Genomic DNA, 21,048 nt, shown 5'->3' with positions numbered 1-21,048 from the left:
CCTAACAACCTCTATTTCTCCCCGCCCTTGTCGAGATAGCGCGTCGCGCTCAGCGTGATCTTGTGGTCGAGTTCACCGATCGCCGCTTCGTCCTTGTCCTTGTAGGGAATGGCCTGGAGCACGAGGCGGATGGCATTGAGCCGGGTGCGGAACTTGTCGTTGCCGCGCACCACGCTCCACGGCGCCCATGCGGTCGAGCTGCGCTCCAGGATCTCGTCGAAGGCCTCGGAATAGGCGTCGAAGCGCGGGATCGCCTCGAAATCGATCGGCGACAGCTTCCAGCGCTTGAGCGGATCGTGCCAGCGCGCATGCAGCCGCATCATCTGCATCTCGCGGCTGATCGTCAGGAAGATTTTTATCGTGCGGATGCCGTCGCGCGTCAGCATGCCCTCGAAGACAGGGGCCTCGCGCAGGAAGGCGTCGGTCTGGTCGGGCGCGCAGAACTCCATCACACGCTCGACGCCGGCCCGGTTGTACCAGGAGCGGTCGAAGAACACGATTTCGCCCGCCGCCGGCATTTCCGCGGCATAGCGCTGGAAATACCATTGCCCCTTCTCGGTGTCGGAGGGCTTCGGCAAAGCAACCACGCGCGCCTGGCGCGGGTTGAGATGCTGGGTGAAGCGGGTGATCGTGCCGCCTTTGCCGGCGCCGTCGCGGCCTTCGAGCACGATGACGATGCGCTCGCCGCTCTCGCGCACCCAGGCGAGGAGCTTCTGCAACTCGATCTGTAGCGGCTCCATCTCCTTGTTGTAATGCTTGCGCTTCATGCGCTTGTCATAGGGGTAGCCACCGCTGTGGAAGGCAGCGTCGAGGATGTGTTGGGGCAAGGTCTCCGCCTCGATGTCGAAGGTGTCGGATACGCCCTTTTTTCGTTTGGCGGGTGCCGGTGTCGGGGACTGCTTCTTTGTGGCCCCGCGCTTGGGCACCTTCGTGCCGGCCGCCTTGGCTTTCGTCATGGATACGCGCTTGGCCATCTGTTTTCTCCTGGTCCTTGGCTGGCAAGCTAGCCCGTGGGCGGGGTCAAGGGAATTGACGTGCGCCGGCGATCCGATCAGGAAGGCATCCTCTCGCGTCGTCCGGCTCTCGCGCCCGCCTCGGTGGCGAGAGGACAGCGCAAGGTGCCGCGCCCGATGTTCGAGACTGTCGACCCCAATGCCCCCGCCACGCTCGCCCTGATCGAGGCGCTCGGCTCGGCCGTCGTGCTGCTCGATGCGCAAGGCGTCGTCCAGGCGCTGAGCCCGGCGATGAACGCGCTGATCCCGGCGCTCGACAAGGGCCGACAATTGACGCTCGTCATGCGCGATCCCGATCTGATCGGGGCGATGGAGCAGGTCTCGAGCCAGGGCGGGCGCCGCGTCATCGAACTGGTCGAGCGCGTGCCGGTCGAGCGCACTTTTCGGATCCATATCGCGGCGTTGCGGACTGCGGGCGGGCGTCGCTCCTTGCTGCTGACCTTCGAGGATCTCAGCGAGCAGCGCGTCACCGAGCGCATGCGGGTCGATTTCGTCGCCAATGCCAGCCATGAACTGCGCACGCCTTTGGCCTCGCTGCTCGGCTTCGTCGAGACGCTGCAGGGCCCGGCCCGCAACGATGCGGGTGCGCGCGATCGCTTCCTGACGATCATGCGCGAGCAGGGCTTGCGCATGGCGCGCCTCGTCGACGATCTGCTCTCGCTCTCGCGCATCGAACTGCGCGCCCATCTGGCGCCTGAAACCCCGGTCGATCTCGCCGGCATCTCGCGCGAGATCGTCGATTCGCTGACGCTGATGGCGCGCGAGCGCAATGTGAATCTGCGCCTGTCGCTGCCCGAGCAGCCGGTGAAGGTCGCCGGTGACCGCGACGAATTGCTGCGGTTGATGGAGAATCTGGTCGAGAACGCCATCAAATACGGCCGCAAGGACGGCGAGGTCGCGATCGATGTCATCGACGGCGCGACCGAGGCGAGCGTCAGCGTGCGCGATGACGGGCCCGGCATCGCGCCCGAACACCTGCCGCGCCTGACCGAGCGCTTCTACCGGGTCGACACCGCCGCCAGCCGCGAAGCGGGTGGAACCGGCCTTGGCCTGGCCATCGTCAAGCACATCGTGCTGCGCCATCGCGGGCGCCTCACCATCGAGAGCCTGCTGGGACAGGGCGCGACTTTCAAGGCGATCTTTCCGCGCCTCGGACCGGTGTCACGGAGTTCGTCCTGATCGTTTGTGACAGCTTTGATGACAGGATGTCATCCGTCTGTCACACAGAAGGTGTTCTGACGGGATCGCTAAACGTGCGATCCAGAGAGGACATCTCAATGCGCAAAATTCTCATTCTCGCGGCCGCTTCGATCGGGCTGTCCGGCGCGGTCCAGGCTGCCGACATCACCGGCGCCGGCGCGACTTTCCCCTTCCCGATCTACGCCAAATGGGCTGAAGCCTATAAGAAGGAGACCAATATCGGTCTCAACTACCAGTCGATCGGTTCCGGTGGCGGCATTCGCCAGATCAAGGCCAAGACTGTCGCTTTCGGCGCCACCGACGCCCCGCTGAAGGGCGAGGAGCTGACCAAGGAAGGCCTGATCCAGTTCCCGACCGTGATGGGCGGCGTCGTCCCCGCGATCAACGTCGCCGGCATCGAGGCCGGCAAGCTGAAGCTCACGGGCCAGCTCATCGCCGAAATCTATCTCGGCGACATCAAGAAGTGGAACGACCCCAAGATCGCCGCGCTCAATGCCGGCGTGACCCTGCCAGACGCCAGCATCAACCCGGTCTACCGTTCGGACGGCTCGGGCACGACCTTCGTCTGGACCGATTATCTGTCGCGCGTCTCGCCTGACTGGAAGACCAAGATCGGCGCCAACCAGTCGGTCCAGTGGCCGGTCGGCATCGGCGGCAAGGGCAATGAGGGCGTCTCGGCTTCGGTCAAGCAGGTCGCGAACTCGATCGGCTATGTCGAATACGCCTATGCCAAGCAGAACAAGCTCGCCTTCGCGCTGGTCCAGAACGCCGACGGCAACTACCCGGCGCCTGATGACAAGGCCTTCCAGGCCGCTGCCGCCAACGCCAACTGGAACGAGGCTCCCGGTTTCGGCATCTCGCTGAACAATCAGAAGGGTGCGCAGGCCTGGCCGATCACCTCGGCGACCTTCATCCTCGTCCATGCCAAGCCCGAAAAGCCGGAAGAGGCGCAGGCCGCGCTGAAGTTCTTCGACTGGGCCTATAAGAGCGGCGACCAGCTCGCGACCGGCATCGACTACGTGCCGCTGCCGAGCAACGTCAAGGACATGGTCCGCGCTGCCTGGAAGGGCGTCGTCGACAACTCCGGCAAGCCGATCTTCTGATCGCTCGCCATCATGGCTGGGCTTGACCCGGCCATCTCATTCAGGAGGCGCAGCCCCGGGCTTCTCGGGCCTGCGCTTCGCTCCGCCCAGGAATGACGGACAACCCATGCTACCGGAGCCCCGCGGATGACCGCCGTGACCCAGACGATGCCCGCTGCTGCTGCGCCGCTGCGCAAGACCCCCAAGGGCACGTTCGACATCGTCTTCCGCAATGCCAGCTTCCTGGCCGCGTTGTTCGTGCTGGTGCTGCTCGCCGGCATCATGCTGTCGATGGTCGTCGGCGGCTGGCCGGCCTTCCGCGAATTCGGCTTCGGCTTCATCACCTCCAGCGTCTGGGACACCCAGAACGACCAGTACGGCGCCTGGCCGGCGATCGTCGGGACGCTCTCGACCGCGCTGATCGCGCTCGTCATCGGAGTGCCGCTCTCGCTGGGCATCGCGGTCTACCTGACGCAGCTCGCCCCGCCCTGGTTCAAGCAGCCGGTCGCGACCGCCATCGAGTTGCTCGCCGCCGTGCCCTCGATCATCTATGGCATGTGGGGCCTGTTCGTCTTCGTGCCGCTCTTCGCCGCCTATGTTCAGGTGCCGCTCTCCAACATCGTCGAAGGCCTGCCACTCGTCGGCACGGTGCTCTATTCGCGCTCGCCCTCGGGGCTCGGCATCTTCACCGCCGGCATCATCCTCGCCTTCATGATCATCCCCTTCATCGCCTCGATCACGCGCGACATGCTGGAGCAGATCCCCTCCGTGCTGCGCGAAAGCGCTTACGGAATTGGGGCGACCACCTGGGAGGTCGTGCGCCATGTCCTGGTGCCCCAGGCCGGTGTCTCGATCATCGGCGCGGTCATGCTCGGCCTCGGCCGTGCGCTCGGCGAGACCATGGCGGTGACCTTCGTCGTCGGCAACGCCAACCGGCTCTCGGCCTCGATCCTGGATCCGGGCTCGACCATCGCCTCGCGCATCGCCAATGAGTTCAACGAGGCGCTCGGCCTGCAGCTCAACGCGCTGATCGCGCTCGGCTGCATCCTGTTCTTCGTCACCTTCGTCGTCCTCGTCATCGCGCGCATCCTCGTCTCGCGCGTCAAGAGCTACTGATAAGCAAGAGCTACTGAATAAGGCCGCCGACCATGAGCATGACGACCCCCTCCATCGCCTCCCAGACGCCTCGTGCCGAATGGGGCCGCGTGCGCCCGGCACGCCGCACCGCCGACAAGGCGATGAAGCTGATCGCCACCGGCTTCACCTTCCTCGCCATCTTCGTGCTGTTCTGGATCCTCGGCATGCTGATCGTGAAGGGCGTCGGCGGGCTTTCGCTCGCGACCTTCACACAGGTCACACCCGGCCCCGGTTCCGAGGGCGGCGGCCTTGCCAACGCCATCGTCGGCTCGATCGTGCTGACCTTCCTCGGCATCGCGGTGGCGACGCCGATCGGCGTGCTCGCCGGCACCTATCTCGCCGAATACGGCAAGGGCTCGCAGCTCGCCAATCTGATCCGCTTCATCAATGACATCCTGCTCTCGGCGCCCTCGATCCTGATCGGCCTGTTCGTCTACGTCATCCTGGTCGAGCCCTTCCGCGGGTACTCTGGCTGGGCCGGCGGCGTCGCGCTCGGCATCATCGCGATCCCGGTCATCGTGCGCACCACTGAGGACATGCTGCGGCTGGTTCCGGGGCCGTTGCGCGAGGCTGGCGCGGCGCTTGGCGCCCCGCCCTCGGTCGTCATCACCAGCGTCACCTGGCGGGCGGCGAAATCGGGCATGGTCACCGGCATCCTGCTGGCGCTCGCCCGCATCGCCGGCGAGACCGCGCCATTGATCTTCACCGCGCTGAACAACAATTTCTGGTTCTCGCCGACGCTTTCGGGCGGCGTCTCGAACCTGCCGGTGACGATCTACCAGTTCGCCTCGGCCCCTTACGAGAACTGGCAGCAGCTCGCCTGGGCCGGTTCGCTGATCATCACCGTCTCGATCCTGCTGCTCTCGCTGATCGCGCGCCGTATCGTGCGCGGCAGCAAGTGAACGGCCATCCTGAACCCTCGTCGCGTTCGATCTGAAGGAAGAAGTCGATGCTTTCGACGCTGGAACTGAGCCCGCAAACGCTCGATGCCGAAGCCCCGGTCAGGATCGCGGTCAAGAACCTCGATTTCTACTACGGCGAGCACAAGGCGCTGAAGAACGTCAATCTCGATTTCCGTGACCGTCACGTCACGGCGCTGATCGGCCCCTCGGGCTGCGGCAAGTCGACCCTGCTGCGCATCTTCAACCGCATCTATTCGCTCTATCCCGAGCAGCGCGCCACCGGCGAGGTCATCCTCGACGGCCGCAACGTCATCTCCAATGATGTCGATGTGAACGAGCTGCGCTCGCGCATCGGCATGGTCTTCCAGAAGCCGACGCCCTTCCCGATGTCGATCTACGACAATGTCGCCTTCGGCATCCGGCTCTATGAGAAGCCGCCGAAGTCGGAGCTCGACGACCGCGTCGAGGGCGCGCTGCGCCGCTCCGCCCTCTGGGACGAGGTCAAGGACAAGCTCAAGATGTCCGGCATGGGCCTCTCGGGCGGCCAGCAGCAGCGCCTGTGCATCGCGCGCACCATCGCGCAGAAGCCGGAGGTGATCCTGTTCGACGAGCCGACCTCGGCGCTCGATCCGATCTCGACCGGCAAGATCGAGGATCTGCTGGAGCAGCTCAAGACCGATTTCACCATCGTCATCGTCACCCACAACATGCAGCAGGCGGCGCGCATCTCGCAGTACACCGCCTTCATGTATCTCGGCGAGGTGATCGAGTTCGCGCCGACCAACACCATCTTCATGAACCCGCACAAGAAGCAGACCCAGGACTACGTCACCGGCCGCTTCGGCTGACTATCGAACCCTGTTTTCGCTTCCAGAGGATCCGCCGCGATGACCGAACATATCGTCCGCTCCTACGACGCCGAACTCGAGGCGCTGCGCCGCAGCCTCGCCGAGATGGGCGGCATGTCCGAGCGCATGCTCGGCGATTCCACCGTGGCGCTGGTGCGCCGCGACACCACGCTCGCCCAGAAGGTGATCAGCGCCGACCAGCGCCTCGACAACCTCCAGCGCGATGTCGAGGAGCGCGCGGTCCTGACCATCGCCCGGCGCCAGCCGCTGGCGAACGACCTGCGTGAACTGATCTCGGCGATCCGCATCGCCGCCGACATCGAGCGCGTCGGCGATCTCGCCAAGAACATCGCCAAGCGCGCGGTCGCGATCTCCGGCCAGTTCCAGCCGCCGCATCGCGCCGTGGTCGGGCTCGAGCATATGAGCCGGCTCGTCCAGGCCCAGCTCAAGGACGTGCTCGACGCCTATGCCGCGAGCAACGAGCAGAAGGCCATGGAGGTCTGGCGCCGCGACGACGAGATCGACGCGCTCTACACCTCGCTCTTCCGCGAATTGCTGACCTATATGATGGAAGACCCGCGCAACATCACCTTCTGCACGCATCTCCTGTTCTGCGCCAAGAATGTCGAGCGCATCGGCGATCACACCACCAACATCGCCGAGACGATCCACTATCTCGTCACCGGCGAGTCGCTCGATCTCAACCGCCCGAAGCTCGACACCACCGACATCAATGTCGAGGCGGTGACGGGGAGCTGATGGAATGAACGCACCGGCAGCTTTCCCGTCATGGTCGGGCTTGTCCCGACCATCCACGTCTTCGCTGGTCGAGACCTGTGTTCAAGACGTGGATGCTCGCCACCAGGGCGAGCATGACGGTGTGTGTCGGCTGAATGCCAGGAACGGAACTGAGACATGCCCGCACGCATCCTGATCGTCGAGGACGAGGAGCCGCTCACCCTGCTCCTGCGCTACAACCTCGAAGCCGAGGGCTTCGAGGTCGACAGCGTCGCACGCGGCGACGATGCCGAGCTGCATCTGCGCGACCACACGCCCGACCTCGTCCTGCTCGACTGGATGCTGCCGGGCTTGTCGGGCATCGAGCTCTGCCGCCGCCTGCGCACGCGCCGGGACACCGAGCGCGTGCCGATCATCATGCTCACCGCCCGCGGCGAGGAGACCGAGCGCGTGCGCGGCCTCGCCACCGGCGCCGACGACTATGTGGTCAAGCCGTTCTCGCTGCCTGAACTGATCGCGCGCATCCAGGCGCTCTTGCGCAGGGCCAAGCCTGGCCATGTCGCGGGGCTGCTAGCGGCCGGCGATCTCGAACTCGACCGCACGACGCGCCGCGTCCGCCGCTCCGGCGCGGAATTGCATCTCGGCCCGACCGAATTCCGCCTGCTCGAATTCCTGATGCAGGCGCCGGGCCGGGTCTATTCCCGCGCACAGCTCCTCGACGCCGTCTGGGGTCGCGACGTCTATATCGACGAGCGCACGGTCGACGTTCATGTCGGCCGCCTGCGCAAGGCGATCACGCCCGGTGATGCCAAGGACCCGCTGCGTACGGTGCGCGGCGCGGGCTACGCCTTCGACGAGACGTTTGCGCGCGGCTAAGAGCGCGCGTCATTCCGGGGCAGGCCGAAGGCCTGAGCCCGGAACCCAGAACCGTTGTTGCTCATTGCCGAAGCTCTGATGTCCGAGCGCCTCTTGGAACCCTCATCGGTTCTGGGTTCCGGGCTCTTCGCGGAGTTTATCCTTGGGCCGACCAAAGGTCGGACCCGAGGGCGAAGCCCCGGAATGACGGAGCTTAGGGATTGCCACGGCGGCGAATGCGGACCGCTTTGCCATTGCAGCGGGGATCTGCGACTCCGTCGATTGTTGCAGGTAGGGTTCCTCTCTAATCTTGGCCGCTCATACGCCCGCCAGGATTCGAGACCGTGCTCGACAGCCCCGTTTTTCCCGCCATCAAGGCTTTCGAAGCCGACCTCATCGCCATCCGGCGCGACATTCATGCCCATCCCGAGATCGCCTTCGAGGAGGTCAGGACGGCGGCCCTGGTGGCGCGGACGCTGCGCGGCTGGGGCATCGAGACTCATGAGGGGGTGGCCGGGACCGGGGTGGTCGGCACGCTGAAGGGCGAGCGCGGCGGACAGCGCGCCATCGCGCTTCGCTCCGAACTGGACGCGCTGCGCATCGAGGAGAAGAGCGAGATCCCGCATCGCTCGACCATTCCCGGCAAGATGCACGCCTGCGGGCATGACGGACATATCGCCATGTTGCTCGGTGCCGCGCGCTATCTGGCGGAGCACCGGGATTTCGGCGGCACGGTCCATTTCATCTTCCAGCCGGCGGAGGAAGGGTTGGGCGGTGCCCGCGTCATGCTCGAGCAGGGGCTGTTCGAGCGCTTTCCGGTCGATGCCGTCTACGGCATGCACAACCAGCCGGGCCGCCGCGCCGGGGAGTTCGGCATCAGGCAAGGGCCGATGCTCGCCGCCAGCGACACCTGGGTCGTGACCTTCCGCGGCACTGGCGGCCATGGTGGCTCCGGCGCCCATACCGCGACCGACCCGACGATCGCGCTGGCCAATTTCATCCTCGGCGTCCAGGCGATCGTCGCCCGCAATGTTCCCGCCGTCGAACCGGCGGTGCTGAGCGTCGGCCACATCAATGCCGGCGCTTTCTCCTCGCCCAATGTCATTCCCGCTGAGGTCGTCGTCACCGGCACGGCGCGCTGCTTCTCAGCCGCGGTGCGCGACATTCTGGAGCAGCGCCTGGGCGTGCTCGCCGAGGGCGTGGCGGCGATCCAGGGCTGCAGCGCCGACTATGTCTACAAGCGCCGCTATCCGCCCTTGATCAACACCGCTGACGAGACGGTGCTCGCGGCGGCGGTCGCCAGCGACCTCGTCGGCGCGGAGAAGATGGACAGGCAGATCCCGCTCAACACCGGCGCCGATGATTTCGCCTTCATGCTGGAGCAGCGGCCGGGAGCCTTCATCCGCATCGGCAACGGCACCGCGGCGGAGGGCAAAGGCAATCTGCTCCACACCCCGCTCTATGATTTCAACGACGATATTCTCGCTCTGGGCTCGACCTATTGGGTGCACCTCGTGCACAAGGAGCTGACATCGCAGGCCTGATCCCGCTCGCCGCCGCCCGGCAGCCGAAACCGGAGCCGGGCTGCAGGAGTTTGAGTCCATGCCGACACCCGACATCGCGATCATCGGCGCAGGCCCCTCCGGCCTGATCGCCGCCGAGCGGCTGTCCGCCGCCGGCCACGCCGTTACAGTCTATGACCGCATGCCCTCGCCGGCGCGCAAATTCCTGCTTGCCGGCCGCGGCGGGCTGAACCTGACCCATTCCGAACCGCTGGATCAGTTCCTGACGCGCTATCGCGGAGCGCAGGCCTGGCTCGAACCAGCAATCCGCGCCTTCCCGCCCCAGGCCTTGCGCGATTGGGCCGACGATCTCGGCGCCGACAGCTTCATCGGCACGAGCGGGCGCGTCTTCCCCAGGGCGATGAAGGCCTCGCCTCTGCTGCGCGCCTGGCTGCGCCGGCTGGAGGGGCAGGGCGTTAAACTCGCATCGGGGATGCACTGGACCGGCTGGAGCGCTGATGGCGCGCTCAGCTTCCAGACCCGCGACGGCGGGGTCGAAACGATCCGGCCCGGCGCGACCCTGCTGGCGCTCGGCGGCGCGAGCTGGCCGCGCCTTGGCTCGGATGGCGGCTGGGCGCCTCGGCTCGCGGAGCGTGGCGTCGCCGTCGCGCCGCTGCTGCCGGCCAATGGCGGTTTCACGGTGGCCTGGTCGGCGACGATGCGTGAGCGCTTCAGTGGCGCGCCGTTGAAGCGCATCGTCATCCGCTTCGGTGAGCGTCAGGCCACCGGCGAGGCGATGATCGATGCCGAAGGCATCGAGGGCGGTGCGGTCTATGCGCTGTCGGGCCTGCTGCGCGAGGCGATCCTGCGCGAGGGCAGGGCGGTGGTCACGCTCGATCTGCGGCCCGACATGGAGACCGCTCGCCTCGTCGAGCGTCTGGCGAAGCGCCGCAAGGGCGAGACGCTGAGCAACCATCTGCGCAAGGCGGCGGGCCTGTCGCCGGCTGCGATCGCGCTCCTGCGCGAGGCGAGCCCGCGCTTGCCTGAGAATGCAGCGGCCCTGGCGGCACTGATCAAGGCCGCTCCCCTCACGCTCGCCGGCCTCGCCCCGATCACGCGCGCGATTTCGAGCGCTGGCGGCATCGAAGCTGGCGCGGTCACCACCGATTTCATGCTGAAGGCGCTGCCTGGCGTCTTCGTCGCCGGCGAGATGCTGGACTGGGAAGCCCCGACCGGAGGCTACTTGCTGCAGGCCTGCTTCGCCACCGGCGTCGCGGCGGCGGCGGGAATGGAGGCTTGGCTGGCAAGGGCGTAAGTCGGGCGCGGGGCAGGGGTGAGGTGCAGGCCCCTGGACCAGTTGCGCGGAACTTTGCCGTCATTGCGAGCGCAGCGAAGCAACCCAGGAGGGCTCGCTCTACGTCCCCCTGGGTTGCTTCGCTGCGCTCGCAATGACGAGGGAGCAGCGGTTAGGTCACGGCCAAAGCGTCAAACGGCCGACACCTCACCCCTGCCCCTCTCACTGAACTCGGGCTTACCCGAGTTCAGCACTCAAAGTGTCGAAGTCGGTAGACTCGACTTCGATGCCGGAGAGGGGTTCCCCGCTGGCCCCGGAAGCCGGACCTCACGCATCGTGAGGAGAGGCCACACCGCGCTCGCGGTCCCGGGTCCGCTCGTAGATGGCGCCGAGATCGTGGCTCACCAGCATGACGGCGTCCTGGCTCAACGGCTTGGCCTGGACCGCCCCATTGGTCAGCAGGAAGAGCTGCACCAGCGCTGAGCGCCCGGCATCGTCCAGGCCCATGACCTGAGTCAGCAGCCAGAGATCGTCGGGGAGGTCGAAATGGGACGCGACCTCCAGCAGCGGGGCGTAGCGCCGGTGCCGATTCATCAGCGTCACCAGGGTCGCCAGCGCGTTTCCGAGGTCTTGCCGTTCCTCGGAGGACAAGGCCGAATAGGCGTTCTCGTCATACATGGTTGGTTCGCCTTTCCTTGATGATGTGCGGCCCATGCCGCCGGTCGACCAGTGTCGGGGCCGCAATCCGCTTGAATGCCAGCGTGTTGCGCCAGGCCTCTTCGGTCACGCTGATCATCGTGCCGATGCAGGACATGCCGTCGATCATCGTCGGCAGGCCGAGCGGCTTGACCTCCCAGCCGAGCTCCAGGAAGCGCGGCATCCACCAGGTTTCCATCACGACGGTGATCGCGCTGAAATTCTGCTCCAGGCAGTATTCGAGCATGCCGGCGAGGACGGTGTGCAGTACGGCGGATTCGCGGCCGCGATACTCGGGAACCACGAAGATCCGGGTCCATTCGACGATGTCGGGGCCGCGCTGCAGGCCGCGGATATTGGCGAGGAAGGGAAAGACCTCGCTCATCAGATGCGGGCAGAGGGTCGGCACGAGGCGGGAGCCCCCGATCACCTTGCCCTGCTTCAGCGCCAGCAGATAGACCGCGTCGTCGGTGTCGAACTGGTCGACCTCGCGCCCGTCGGGGCGCTCCAGCTCCATCCAGCGGCGCTCCTCGACATAGATGCGGTGCCGGATGCGGAAATGTTCCTCAATCTGGTCGGCATAGTGCCGGCGATTGGAGGCGTCTATGATGTGAATCATGTGCTCTTCCCCAGCGGCGTGAGGAAGAACTTTCTGCCTATCCGCGCCGGGCGGAATCCCGGTTTTCCGGGAGTGCCAGCGCTTTCGTTGGGCTGTAGACTAAAGCTGGATCTCGCCGCGCAGATGCGCCTCGACCACCGTGCGCGTGCGGCCCCGGGCGCCGAGCTTGCGGGCGGCGTTCTGGTAATGCGCCTCGACGGTTCCGGCGCGGATATTGAGCACCTCCGCGACGCCCTCGGTCGATTTGCCGACAGCCATCCAGGTCAGGACCTCACGCTCCCGCACGGTGAGGCAATGGCCCTGGGTGCCGTGCATGGCGGCCTCGGCCTTGGCATGGGCATAGAGCGACATCAGGTGGATGGCGGAGCGGGACTGCCGCGACAGGTCGGGCTTGTCGCCGGCCATGGTGACGACGGCCTTGAAGCCGTCCTCATTGTGGATCGGCACGCAGAAGCCGTGGATCATCTTGAAGTCGCTGGCGCGCCGCATGATCTCCTGCTGGCGCGCGCTGGCGACCTCCTGGCGATAGACCTCGTCCCAGACGAAAGGGTTTATCGTGGTCTTGCAATGCGCCGCGATCGGGTCGTCATCGGCATAGTTCTGCCGGACATAGAGCTCGAACCAGCCATCGGGCCAGCCATTCAGCAACACGAGCGGGGCGATCCTGTCGCCGGTCTCCGGCAGGCCGGTGATCAGGAAGGCGTGGAAGCCGAAGCTGGCGAGCTTGTCGCGCAGCGAGGTGATGATCGTCTGGGGATCGTTGAGGCGCGTCAGCACATCGATGAAATCGAGCGCGTCTCGTCCGGCGTCGAAGTGTTGTCCCGACATGAACGGTCCCCAATGGCCGTATTATAGCCGCATTCTTGCAGCGCGTCTCTGGGAGTCAATGCCTCCTAGGCGAGGCTGGGCCAGCAGGCGGGACCGGCTTTGCGCGCAAGGCACGGCAAGGCGCGCCGCACAGCCGTCTCCTCCTGCCATCTCCTGTCAGCTATGCGACCCGCCATGCGCCTTGCCCTCTCGCGCTTGGGCGGCTTCCGTCCCATATTGCCGCCATGTCCAAGACCTCTGCTCCCGACGCCAAGACGAAGCCCGCGAAAAAGCCCGCCAGCGCGCGCACGCCCAATTCCAAGGCCTCGCGCCAGGAATTGAAGCCGCTGGAAGGCTACCTTGCCGATCTGCTCAACCCGGCGATCAACCGCGGCAATGCGGTCCCGGGCGGCGCCGCCGGCTTTTCCGACGCGCCGCAGGCCGGTTATGAAGCGCGCCCCGGCGATGGCGCGCCGAAGAAGAAAATCGGCAAGAAGGCCGATTCCGCCTTTGACGGCGTCGAGGGCGAGACCGCTGCGAGCCTGACGGCGCAGTCGCTGCAGATGCTGCTGGAGACAGGCAGCCCCTTTATCGATCCCGGCAAGGCCTGGACGCCGCATCGCCCGCCGCGCCCCGACAAATCCGAAGGCGGCATCCGCTTCCGCATGAATTCGGAATACGAGCCCGCCGGCGACCAGCCGACCGCGATCGCCGATCTCGTCGACGGCATCTCGCGGCAGGAGCGCGACCAGGTGCTCCTGGGTGTCACCGGCTCCGGCAAGACCTTCACCATGGCGCAGGTCATCGAGAAGACGCAGCGTCCCGCCCTGGTCCTGGCGCCGAACAAGACGCTGGCCGCGCAGCTCTATGGCGAGTTCAAGAGCTTCTTCCCCGACAACGCGGTCGAGTATTTCGTCTCCTATTACGACTACTACCAACCCGAGGCCTATGTGCCGCGCTCGGATACCTTCATCGAGAAGGAAAGCTCGATCAACGAGCAGATCGACCGCATGCGCCACTCCGCCACGCGCTCGCTCTTGGAGCGCGACGACGTCATCATCGTCGCCTCGGTCTCCTGCATCTACGGCATCGGCTCGGTCGAGACCTATACGGCGATGACCTTCGGCATCAAGCTGGGTGAGCGCATCGAGCAGCGCCAGCTCATCGCCGATCTCGTCGCCCTGCAATACAAGCGCACCCTTGGCGATTTCGCCCGCGGCTCCTTCCGCGTGCGCGGCGATGTCATCGAACTCTTTCCGGCCCACTATGAGGACCGCGCCTGGCGCATCGGCCTGTTCGGCGACGAGGTCGAGCAGATCTCGGAGTTCGACCCGCTCACCGGCCAGAAGACCGCCGACCTCGAATTCGTCAAGGTCTACGGCAATTCGCACTACACCACGCCGCGCCCGACGCTGACCCAGGCCGTCAAGTCGATCAAGGAGGAGTTGCGCGGCCGCCTCGACGAGCTCAACAAGATGGGCCGCTATCTCGAGGCGCAGCGGCTCGACCAGCGCTGCACCTTCGACATCGAGATGATCGAGGCCACTGGCTCCTGCAACGGCATCGAGAACTATTCGCGCTATCTCACCGGCCGCAAGCCGGGCGAGCCACCGCCGACCCTGTTCGAATATCTGCCCGACAATGCGCTGGTCTTCACCGATGAGAGCCATGTCACCGTGCCGCAGATCGGCGGCATGTATCGCGGCGACTTTCGGCGCAAGGCGACTTTGGCGGAATACGGCTTCCGCTTGCCGTCCTGCATGGACAACCGGCCGTTGCGCTTCGAGGAATGGGACGCGATGCGCCCGCAATCGGTGCATGTCTCGGCGACGCCGGGCAGCTGGGAGATGGACCGCACCGGCGGCGTCTTCACCGAGCAAGTCATCCGCCCCACCGGGCTGATCGACCCGCCGGTCGAGATCCGCCCGGCAAAACATCAGGTCGCCGACCTCCTGGACGAGATCAAGGAGGTCTCGGCCAAGGGCTACCGTACCCTGGTCACCGTGCTGACCAAGCGCATGGCCGAGGATCTGACCGAGTACCTCCACGAGAACGGCGTGCGCGTCCGCTACATGCACTCCGACATCGACACGATCGAGCGCATCGAGATCCTGCGCGATCTCCGCCTTGGAGCGTTTGATGTTCTCGTCGGTATCAACCTGCTGCGCGAGGGCCTCGACATTCCCGAATGCGGGTTTGTCGCCATTCTCGACGCCGACAAGGAGGGTTTCCTGCGCTCGGAAACCTCCTTGATCCAGACCATCGGCCGCGCCGCCCGCAATGTCGACGGCCGCGTCATCCTCTATGCCGACCACATCACCGGCTCGATGGAGCGGGCGATGGCCGAGACCTCGCGCCGTCGCGAGAAGCAGGAGGCCTACAACGCCGCCCATGGCATCACGCCGCAATCGATCAAGCGCGCCATCGGCGACATCCTGGGTTCGGTCTATGAGCGCGACCATGTCACGGTCGATGCCGGCATGGGCACGCCGGTCGCCGGCCACAACTTCAAGGCGGCCCTGGCCGATCTCGAAAAGCGCATGCGCGAAGCCGCCGCCGACCTCGAATTCGAGACCGCCGCGCGCCTGCGCGACGAGATCAAGCGTCTCCAGGCGACCGAACTCGCCATCTCCGACGACCCGCTCGCCCGCCAGGGCGACGTCGAGGCCTCAGCCGGCAAATACAAGGGCGAGCGCAGCTACGGCGCCAACGCCAACCTGCCGACGCGCGCGAAAAAGCCGACCGATGCCGATATGGGCCCGCATAACTGGGGCGGTGGAGAAGCCAAGCCGGTCGCCCGCCCGAAGAAGCCGACACTCGACGAGATGGGACCAAGGCCGGATTCGCGGCCGCTGGGGGCAGGAGAGGGGCGCGGGACGCGGCGGGGAAGGCGTTAGGGCAAGGTCTTTCCGCGCCTCCCCCAAAACAAAAAAGGGCCCGACCTTTCGGCCGGACCCTCTGTCAAAACTGGAGCTTACCAGCGGTCGCGGTCGCGGCGGCCATGGGCCGGGGCCCAGGGCGGCGGGCCGCCACGGTGGCGGCCATAGCCGCGATCATAGCCACGATCGTGATGGCGGTAGCCGCGCCGCGCCTGCATCTCCTGGGTCCGCTGGATCTCCCACATGCGATGCTCGCGGTTGTGCCTGGCATAGGTGACTTCGACCTTGTCGAGCGCGCTTGCGCCGGTGAAGGCCTCGCTCGCTGCCGCTGGTGTCGCGGCCGCTCCCAGCACAATGGCTGCGGCGATCAGAAATTGACGCATGAATTCCTCCGGGTTCTTCTCGATGCCGCAATAGAGCAGGCGAAGTTGAAACAGATGCTGAACGAAAAGGTTCACTGCCGTTCATCTTCGCAGCGCGGCCGCCTAGAGCCTTTTCGAGCGAAGTAGCCACCGATAATCGCAAAAAATCGCGTTAAAACAAGGATCTAGAGCAATCGAACGATCCGGTTGGATCGGAAAAAATTTTAGCTGGCGAGCCTTGCCGTGACGCCGCTGTCTCCTTCGGGGAATAGGCGCGCCGCCTCCAGCTCGGCCAGCAGCGCCGCGCCGGTCCAGCTCGGGCGCTCGGCGCTCGCTTCTGCCGCATGGATCAGCGCCACCAGGCGCGCATTCACCGGGGCGGTGCGGCCATGGCGCGTGGCGAGGCGGACGATCTCGCCATTGATCCAGTCGATCTCGCTGGTGCGCCCGGCGGCGAGATCGTCCGACATCGAGGAGCGCGCCGTCGGGTCGATGGCGAGCATGCGGGCGGCCAGCCGGGCGAAGAGCCAGTCGGGCGTGTCGAGCAGGCGCGGGATCCAGCGCGCCGGTAGCGGCGTCAATCGGGCCGGGCGCAGGCCGGTTTCGTCGAGGAGCGCTAGCGCCTCCGCCTGGGCCAGCGCCAGGCAGCGCCGATAGGCCCGCAGCGAGAGCTCTTCCCGCAGCGGCCGGTTCGCCAGGGCGTTGACGGCGTTGTTGAGATTGAGGAGCAGCTTGGCCCATTGCACCGGCAGCATGTCGCGGTGCTGCTCCAGCGGCAGCCCCGCACTGGCGAAGGCCGGCAGGAAGGGCGCCAGCGCCGCATCCTCGGCGACGACGAGCCCGCCCGCCGAGGCCTGGTGGAAGACGCCCGGACCGGGCGAGACCACGTTGAACGGCACCATGCCGGCGAGGACGGTCCGGCCGGGCAGGGCGGCGCGCAGCGTCTCGGCATGGCCAAGTCCGTTCTGGAAGCTCACCACCACTGCACCCGGTCGCAACACCTGCGCGAGTTCCGCCGCGACCGTGCCCGTCGCCGCGGATTTCACCGTGACCAGCACCAGATCAGCCGTTGCGGCGCCTTCCGGCCCGGTCGCCACAGCGATGCCTGTCGCTGGAATGCGCCATTGCCCGCCGTCGAGATCAGTCAGCGTCAGCCCATGCTCGGCCAGTTCGTCGGCGCTGCGCGGACGGCCGACGAAGCCGAGATCGGCCCCGGCCGCCAGCAGCCGCCCGCCGAGATAGCAGCCGATCGCGCCGGCGCCGTAGACGCAGATCCTGGCCATGCGCTCTCCCGCCCGCTGCGCGATGATAGGTGTTTCCGGGGGGCGAGCGCTACGCCGCCGGCCCGCCCTCGATCTCGCTTGCCCAGGCCAGCGCCGCGTCGAACTCGGCCGGCTTGAAGCATTTCACCTCGACATGCGGGATAATCGGATTGGCGATCGCCGCGAAGCTCTCGATCCAGCCCTTGTTGGTGACCACTGCCTCGCGCGGAAAGCGTTTCAATCGCCGCACCATGCTGAGCCCATAGCGCACATCCTTGAGCCCGGCCCGGAAGGTCATGTCCTCGAAGCCGGTCAGATCGGCCAGGATGCCGAGCTTTTCGTGGCGGGACAGCCTGCGCTCGATATCGGCGACGACGCTGTCGAGATCGGCCTCCGTCAGCGTGCCCGTCAGGCGATAGGCGGCGACATGGTCCGGCGCGGCGAGAATTTCGAACATGATGACCTCCCCAAGAGAAAGGGAAACGCGCCGGCGCGCGAGAGGTTGCGTGGGACGGACAAGGAAGAGGCAAGGAAAAACCCTTCTCCCCTGGCGGGAGAAGGTGGCGCGCAGCGCCGGATGAGGGGGCGCTGTGAGCTCTCCGTCTAGCCGAAGAACACGGCACCAACCGGAAAGGGCACGGCGCCCCCTCATCCGCCCCTGTCGGGGCACCTTCTCCCACCAGGGGAGAAGGGAAGGCGCGGGATCATATTTCCCGGATGAATACCGGCCCGGCAATTATCATAGCGTCAGTGATTGACCCCCGATCCAGGCGGGCGCTTCCTCGAACCCGGCATCCAAGCTGCGCGCTCATGAGGGGACAAAAAATGGTACGTTACGGGAGAGTTCTGGTCGGGTTCCTGCTGGCGCTCGGGCTGTCATCTGGCGGACAGGCTGAAGCCCAGACCCTGAAGGCGATCAAGGCGCGCGGCGTCCTGAATTGCGGCATCGGCACCGGGCTCGCGGGCTTCGGCCTCGCGGATGCGTCCGGCACCTGGAAGGGCGTCAACATCGATTTCTGTAATGCGCTCGCCGCCGCGATCTTCGACGACGCCAGCAAGGTCAAGTTCGTCTCGCTCTCCTCCAAGGACCGCTTCACCGCGCTGCAATCGGGCGAGAGCGACCTGATCGCGGCAACGACGACCTGGACGATGAGCCGCGACACCATCCTCGGCCTGAATTTCCGGGCGGTGTTCTATTATGACGGCCAGGGCTTCATGGTGAAAAAGGCCCTGAACATCAAATCGGCCCGCGAGCTGAGCGGCGCCTCGATCTGCATCCAGCAGGGCACCACGACCGAGCTCAACACCGCCGACTATTTCCGCAAGAACAACATGAAGTTCGAGCCGGTGACCTTCGCCACCAACAACGAGGCGACCGAGGCCTATGAGAGCGGCCGCTGCGACGTCTTCACCACGGACCAGTCAGGCCTCTATGCCGAGCGGCTGCGCTTCAAGAACCCGTCCGAGCATGTCGTGCTGCCGGAGACGATCTCGAAGGAGCCGCTCGCCTATGCCGTGCGCCATGGCGATGACCAGTGGTTCGATATCGTCAGCTGGGTCCAGTACGCGCTGGTCACGGCCGAGGAGCTCGAGGTGACGCAGGCCAATGTCGACGAGATGCGCAAGTCGACCAATCCCGACATCCGCCGGCTGCTCGGCGTCGAGGGCTCCTTCGGCCAGTCGCTCGGTCTCGGCAATGACTGGGCCTATAAGGTGATCAAGACCGCCGGCAATTACGGCGAGGTCTTCGAGCGCCATCTCGGCCAGCAGTCGTCGATGAAGATCGCGCGCGGGCAGAACGCCCTGTGGAGCAATGGCGGCCTGCAATACGCCCCGCCGATCCGCTGAGGCAAGCCTATCAGCTGAGGGGGCCTATCTGCTGATGATCGTGGCCGGCATTACTTCAACGCGGCGACGATCATCAGGAAGACCAGCACCAGCGCGATCTGCTTCAGGCTCCAGTTCAATCGCGTCAGGGCTTCGGTCACCGTCTCCTCCGGCTCCTCTTCGGCCGGGGCGAGCGCGGGCGCCGGGGCCGCCGCGCTCCAGGCGATACGCTCGACTAGGCCGCGCGCCGGGGCGCTGCCCTCATCGTCGGGCCTCGGCCCGAGCCGCCAGGCGACGCGACGCTCGGTGGGCGCGTCGCGCTCCGCCTCGTCGAGCCAGAGGCTCGTGGTGGCGACGAGGGAGAGCCGCCCGGCGCGGCCGGCCTCGACATCCTGCTTCAGGGCGGAAAAGACCTCGCCGGGCAGCCAGAGCGTGGCGTGATAGCCCGGCTCCTCGTCGCCATGCGCCAGGACGAGCAGCATGCGCACCGCCGTGCCGCCCTCGGGCAAGGGGCGAATTGCGAGCGGCATCTCACCGGCTTCTTCGCTGAGGCCGGCCCGGCCGAGGCTGTCCTCGGGCAGCCTAGCCTGCGCGGCGATCCGGCCGTCATTGGCCAGCGCGCCGTCGCGCAGCGCATAGCCCGAAAGCACGGCAAGCCCGCTCGCCTCCACAGTGAGCCGGCGCGCCGGGGCCTGGACGAAGTGGCCGGATACGCCGGCGATGGTCATCTTGCCATCCGTGACCGTTGCGCGCTGCGCTGTCGACAAATCCATGGGCCCCGCGCCGTGTTCGCGGGCGAGGATAGAGCATCGGCCCGAAAAGTGGGAACCGGTTATTCGGGATAAGCCGATGCGAGATCAAAGCGAGCATCGGTCCGAAAAGTGCGAACCGGTTTTCGGAACAAGCCGATGCAAGATCAAAGCTCTGCCCGAATACGGTTTCCGGGCTGATGCTGCAGTAAATCGCTGCTGACCAGATCGCTGCTGACATGGTCGCGCCATCTCGTCGGGCTAGAGGCTGTTATGAACCATGGGGGCCGATGTGATGAGGTCAAAACGACGGAGATGGGAGGAGCATTGCGCAGGCGATACCATGGGTATCGGCAAGCGATGCGACGCTGCAGCTCCGGCGTTTTCACCTCACCCGCAGGGCGCGGCGCTTTTGCGCGACTGCGGCGTCGTTCTTCGTAGCAAACCGGAAGGTTTGCGTCCTCGAACTCTTTGCGTCCTCGAACTCCTGGCATTCGCGCAAAATCGCCAGCGTCAAATCGACCCCATGGTTCATAACAACCTCTAGGGTCGCGGAAACCACAAGACCAGGGAGAACACCATGTCGGACGAGCTCGTGCTCTACACCAACCCGATGTCGCGCGGCCGGATCGCTCGCTGGATGCTGGAGGAGGTGGGGGCGCCCTATCGCGCCGAGATCCTGGGTTTCGGCCCGCCGATGAAGGGCGCCTATAAGGCGGTCAACCCGATGGGGAAGGTGCCGGCGCTGAAGCATGGCGACATGGTCGTCACCGAATGCGCCGCGATCTGCGCCTATCTCGCCGACGCCTTCCCGCAGGTCGGCCTCGCGCCAGCGCCGGACAGCAAGCTGCGCGGACCCTATTATCGCTGGCTGTTCTTCGGCGCGGGGCCGACGGAGGCGGCGGTGAGCAACAAGGCGCTCGGTTTCGAGGTGCCAGCCGACAGGGCCCGGATGATCGGCTATGGCAGCTTCGCCGATGTCATGGACACGCTGGAGCAGGCCGTGACGGCGGGTGAATATCTGCTGGGCGACCGTTTCAGCGCGGCCGATGTCTATCTCGGCTCGCAGATCCTCTGGGGCCTGCAATTCGGCTCGATCGAGAAGCGCCCGGCCTTCGAGGCCTATGGCAAGCGCATCTCCGGCCGCCCGGCGGCGCTGCGGGCCGATGAGATCGATAATGCACTGATCGCCGAGCAGCAGAAGCAGGCCTGACGCGTTTTCGAGCGAAGCGGGCGCCGGCTCGCGTGAAGAAAATGCGTTGAGACAAAAGCGTTT

The 21,048-nt window shown here is 66.0% G+C and carries 20 protein-coding genes; 12 read left to right on the top strand and 8 right to left on the bottom strand.

Annotated elements, in window-relative coordinates:
- Positions 1 to 11 precede the first annotated feature (11 nt).
- On the bottom strand, positions 12 to 974 hold the full coding sequence (gene ppk2, locus ACSQ3P_RS11990; protein WP_436165784.1) for a polyphosphate kinase 2: 963 nt from the start codon (positions 972 to 974) through the stop codon (positions 12 to 14).
- Between the two features lie 156 nt (positions 975 to 1,130).
- On the opposite strand from ppk2, the gene ACSQ3P_RS11985 reads away from it, so the two are divergent.
- The 9 genes from ACSQ3P_RS11985 (at position 1,131) to ACSQ3P_RS11945 (ending at position 10,592) form a co-directional block, all read left to right on the top strand.
- A complete protein-coding gene (locus tag ACSQ3P_RS11985; RefSeq protein ID WP_436165783.1) occupies positions 1,131 to 2,192 on the top strand; it encodes an ATP-binding protein in 1,062 nt (353 codons plus the stop codon).
- A gap of 98 nt (positions 2,193 to 2,290) precedes the next feature.
- Positions 2,291 to 3,316 (top strand): phosphate ABC transporter substrate-binding protein PstS, encoded by a 1,026-nt coding sequence (pstS, locus tag ACSQ3P_RS11980; protein WP_310159275.1) that lies wholly within the window; start codon positions 2,291 to 2,293, stop codon positions 3,314 to 3,316.
- Positions 3,317 to 3,442: 126 nt separating this feature from the next.
- A complete protein-coding gene (gene pstC, locus ACSQ3P_RS11975) occupies positions 3,443 to 4,411 on the top strand; it encodes a phosphate ABC transporter permease subunit PstC (RefSeq protein ID WP_436165782.1) in 969 nt (322 codons plus the stop codon).
- 32 nt (positions 4,412 to 4,443) lie between these two features.
- Positions 4,444 to 5,334, top strand: coding sequence for a phosphate ABC transporter permease PstA (gene pstA / locus ACSQ3P_RS11970; protein WP_436165781.1), 891 nt, complete (start codon positions 4,444 to 4,446; stop codon positions 5,332 to 5,334).
- Positions 5,335 to 5,381: 47 nt separating this feature from the next.
- Positions 5,382 to 6,182, top strand: a complete 801-nt coding sequence (gene pstB, locus ACSQ3P_RS11965) for a phosphate ABC transporter ATP-binding protein PstB (protein ID WP_092171015.1) — start codon at positions 5,382 to 5,384, stop codon at positions 6,180 to 6,182.
- Between the two features lie 39 nt (positions 6,183 to 6,221).
- Complete coding sequence (gene phoU / locus ACSQ3P_RS11960) at positions 6,222 to 6,941, top strand: phosphate signaling complex protein PhoU (protein WP_436165780.1); 720 nt, start codon at positions 6,222 to 6,224, stop codon at positions 6,939 to 6,941.
- Between the two features lie 156 nt (positions 6,942 to 7,097).
- The gene (gene phoB, locus ACSQ3P_RS11955; RefSeq protein ID WP_069689660.1) at positions 7,098 to 7,796 is read left to right on the top strand and encodes a phosphate regulon transcriptional regulator PhoB; all 699 of its coding nucleotides are present in this window, start codon (positions 7,098 to 7,100) and stop codon (positions 7,794 to 7,796) included.
- Between the two features lie 323 nt (positions 7,797 to 8,119).
- Entirely contained in the window at positions 8,120 to 9,319 is a 1,200-nt protein-coding gene (locus ACSQ3P_RS11950; RefSeq protein WP_436165779.1) for a M20 aminoacylase family protein, read from the top strand.
- Positions 9,320 to 9,377: 58 nt separating this feature from the next.
- Positions 9,378 to 10,592 (top strand): TIGR03862 family flavoprotein, encoded by a 1,215-nt coding sequence (locus ACSQ3P_RS11945; RefSeq protein ID WP_436165778.1) that lies wholly within the window; start codon positions 9,378 to 9,380, stop codon positions 10,590 to 10,592.
- Positions 10,593 to 10,898: 306 nt separating this feature from the next.
- Here ACSQ3P_RS11945 and ACSQ3P_RS11940 read toward each other — a convergent pair whose 3' ends face one another.
- From ACSQ3P_RS11940 to ACSQ3P_RS11930, 3 genes are all read right to left on the bottom strand, one after another.
- Complete coding sequence (locus ACSQ3P_RS11940) at positions 10,899 to 11,249, bottom strand: hypothetical protein (RefSeq protein ID WP_436165777.1); 351 nt, start codon at positions 11,247 to 11,249, stop codon at positions 10,899 to 10,901.
- On the bottom strand, positions 11,242 to 11,886 hold the full coding sequence (locus ACSQ3P_RS11935; protein ID WP_436165776.1) for an acyl-homoserine-lactone synthase: 645 nt from the start codon (positions 11,884 to 11,886) through the stop codon (positions 11,242 to 11,244). Before ACSQ3P_RS11935 ends, ACSQ3P_RS11940 begins: the two co-directional genes overlap by 8 nt.
- 99 nt (positions 11,887 to 11,985) lie before the next feature.
- A complete protein-coding gene (locus tag ACSQ3P_RS11930) occupies positions 11,986 to 12,714 on the bottom strand; it encodes a helix-turn-helix transcriptional regulator (RefSeq protein WP_436165775.1) in 729 nt (242 codons plus the stop codon).
- A gap of 224 nt (positions 12,715 to 12,938) precedes the next feature.
- Here ACSQ3P_RS11930 and uvrB point away from each other — a divergent pair, with 224 nt between their 5' ends.
- Positions 12,939 to 15,590 carry an excinuclease ABC subunit UvrB gene (uvrB, locus tag ACSQ3P_RS11925; protein WP_436165774.1) on the top strand — a complete coding sequence of 884 codons (2,652 nt, stop codon included), beginning with the start codon at positions 12,939 to 12,941 and terminating at the stop codon, positions 15,588 to 15,590.
- 77 nt (positions 15,591 to 15,667) lie between these two features.
- On the opposite strand, the gene ACSQ3P_RS11920 is transcribed toward uvrB, so the two are convergent.
- The 3 genes from ACSQ3P_RS11920 to ACSQ3P_RS11910 form a co-directional block, all read right to left on the bottom strand.
- Positions 15,668 to 15,955, bottom strand: coding sequence for a hypothetical protein (locus tag ACSQ3P_RS11920; RefSeq protein WP_436165773.1), 288 nt, complete (start codon positions 15,953 to 15,955; stop codon positions 15,668 to 15,670).
- Positions 15,956 to 16,158: 203 nt separating this feature from the next.
- Positions 16,159 to 17,217 (bottom strand): 2-dehydropantoate 2-reductase, encoded by a 1,059-nt coding sequence (locus ACSQ3P_RS11915; protein WP_436165772.1) that lies wholly within the window; start codon positions 17,215 to 17,217, stop codon positions 16,159 to 16,161.
- A 49-nt stretch (positions 17,218 to 17,266) separates the two neighbouring features.
- Positions 17,267 to 17,653: an STAS/SEC14 domain-containing protein gene (locus ACSQ3P_RS11910; protein ID WP_436165771.1), complete on the bottom strand. Its 387-nt coding sequence runs from the start codon at positions 17,651 to 17,653 to the stop codon at positions 17,267 to 17,269.
- 368 nt (positions 17,654 to 18,021) lie between these two features.
- Here ACSQ3P_RS11910 and ACSQ3P_RS11905 point away from each other — a divergent pair, with 368 nt between their 5' ends.
- Complete coding sequence (locus ACSQ3P_RS11905) at positions 18,022 to 19,044, top strand: amino acid ABC transporter substrate-binding protein (RefSeq protein WP_436165770.1); 1,023 nt, start codon at positions 18,022 to 18,024, stop codon at positions 19,042 to 19,044.
- Between the two features lie 50 nt (positions 19,045 to 19,094).
- Here ACSQ3P_RS11905 and ACSQ3P_RS11900 read toward each other — a convergent pair whose 3' ends face one another.
- Positions 19,095 to 19,796, bottom strand: coding sequence for a hypothetical protein (locus tag ACSQ3P_RS11900; protein WP_436165769.1), 702 nt, complete (start codon positions 19,794 to 19,796; stop codon positions 19,095 to 19,097).
- Between the two features lie 556 nt (positions 19,797 to 20,352).
- Between ACSQ3P_RS11900 and ACSQ3P_RS11895 the strand changes: the two genes are divergently transcribed.
- Positions 20,353 to 20,985, top strand: coding sequence for a glutathione S-transferase family protein (locus ACSQ3P_RS11895; protein ID WP_436165768.1), 633 nt, complete (start codon positions 20,353 to 20,355; stop codon positions 20,983 to 20,985).
- Positions 20,986 to 21,048: the final 63 nt, after the last annotated feature.

Origin of the sequence: Allobosea sp. LjRoot9 (genome assembly GCF_964252745.1) — a bacterium.
Lineage (GTDB): Bacteria > Pseudomonadota > Alphaproteobacteria > Rhizobiales > Beijerinckiaceae > Allobosea.
The sequence above is the reverse complement of the archived record's forward strand: the minus strand, read 5'-3'. Positions and strand labels throughout refer to the sequence as shown.

Coding starts and splice junctions, on each gene's coding strand:
- ppk2 (WP_436165784.1), bottom strand. CDS start 974: ATGGCCAAGCGCGTATCCATGACGAAAGCCAAGGCGGCCGGCACGAAG.
- ACSQ3P_RS11985 (WP_436165783.1), top strand. CDS start 1,131: ATGTTCGAGACTGTCGACCCCAATGCCCCCGCCACGCTCGCCCTGATC.
- pstS (WP_310159275.1), top strand. CDS start 2,291: ATGCGCAAAATTCTCATTCTCGCGGCCGCTTCGATCGGGCTGTCCGGC.
- pstC (WP_436165782.1), top strand. CDS start 3,443: ATGACCGCCGTGACCCAGACGATGCCCGCTGCTGCTGCGCCGCTGCGC.
- pstA (WP_436165781.1), top strand. CDS start 4,444: ATGAGCATGACGACCCCCTCCATCGCCTCCCAGACGCCTCGTGCCGAA.
- pstB (WP_092171015.1), top strand. CDS start 5,382: ATGCTTTCGACGCTGGAACTGAGCCCGCAAACGCTCGATGCCGAAGCC.
- phoU (WP_436165780.1), top strand. CDS start 6,222: ATGACCGAACATATCGTCCGCTCCTACGACGCCGAACTCGAGGCGCTG.
- phoB (WP_069689660.1), top strand. CDS start 7,098: ATGCCCGCACGCATCCTGATCGTCGAGGACGAGGAGCCGCTCACCCTG.
- ACSQ3P_RS11945 (WP_436165778.1), top strand. CDS start 9,378: ATGCCGACACCCGACATCGCGATCATCGGCGCAGGCCCCTCCGGCCTG.
- ACSQ3P_RS11940 (WP_436165777.1), bottom strand. CDS start 11,249: ATGTATGACGAGAACGCCTATTCGGCCTTGTCCTCCGAGGAACGGCAA.
- ACSQ3P_RS11935 (WP_436165776.1), bottom strand. CDS start 11,886: ATGATTCACATCATAGACGCCTCCAATCGCCGGCACTATGCCGACCAG.
- ACSQ3P_RS11930 (WP_436165775.1), bottom strand. CDS start 12,714: ATGTCGGGACAACACTTCGACGCCGGACGAGACGCGCTCGATTTCATC.
- uvrB (WP_436165774.1), top strand. CDS start 12,939: ATGTCCAAGACCTCTGCTCCCGACGCCAAGACGAAGCCCGCGAAAAAG.
- ACSQ3P_RS11920 (WP_436165773.1), bottom strand. CDS start 15,955: ATGCGTCAATTTCTGATCGCCGCAGCCATTGTGCTGGGAGCGGCCGCG.
- ACSQ3P_RS11915 (WP_436165772.1), bottom strand. CDS start 17,217: ATGGCCAGGATCTGCGTCTACGGCGCCGGCGCGATCGGCTGCTATCTC.
- ACSQ3P_RS11910 (WP_436165771.1), bottom strand. CDS start 17,653: ATGTTCGAAATTCTCGCCGCGCCGGACCATGTCGCCGCCTATCGCCTG.
- ACSQ3P_RS11905 (WP_436165770.1), top strand. CDS start 18,022: ATGGTACGTTACGGGAGAGTTCTGGTCGGGTTCCTGCTGGCGCTCGGG.
- ACSQ3P_RS11900 (WP_436165769.1), bottom strand. CDS start 19,796: ATGGATTTGTCGACAGCGCAGCGCGCAACGGTCACGGATGGCAAGATG.
- ACSQ3P_RS11895 (WP_436165768.1), top strand. CDS start 20,353: ATGTCGGACGAGCTCGTGCTCTACACCAACCCGATGTCGCGCGGCCGG.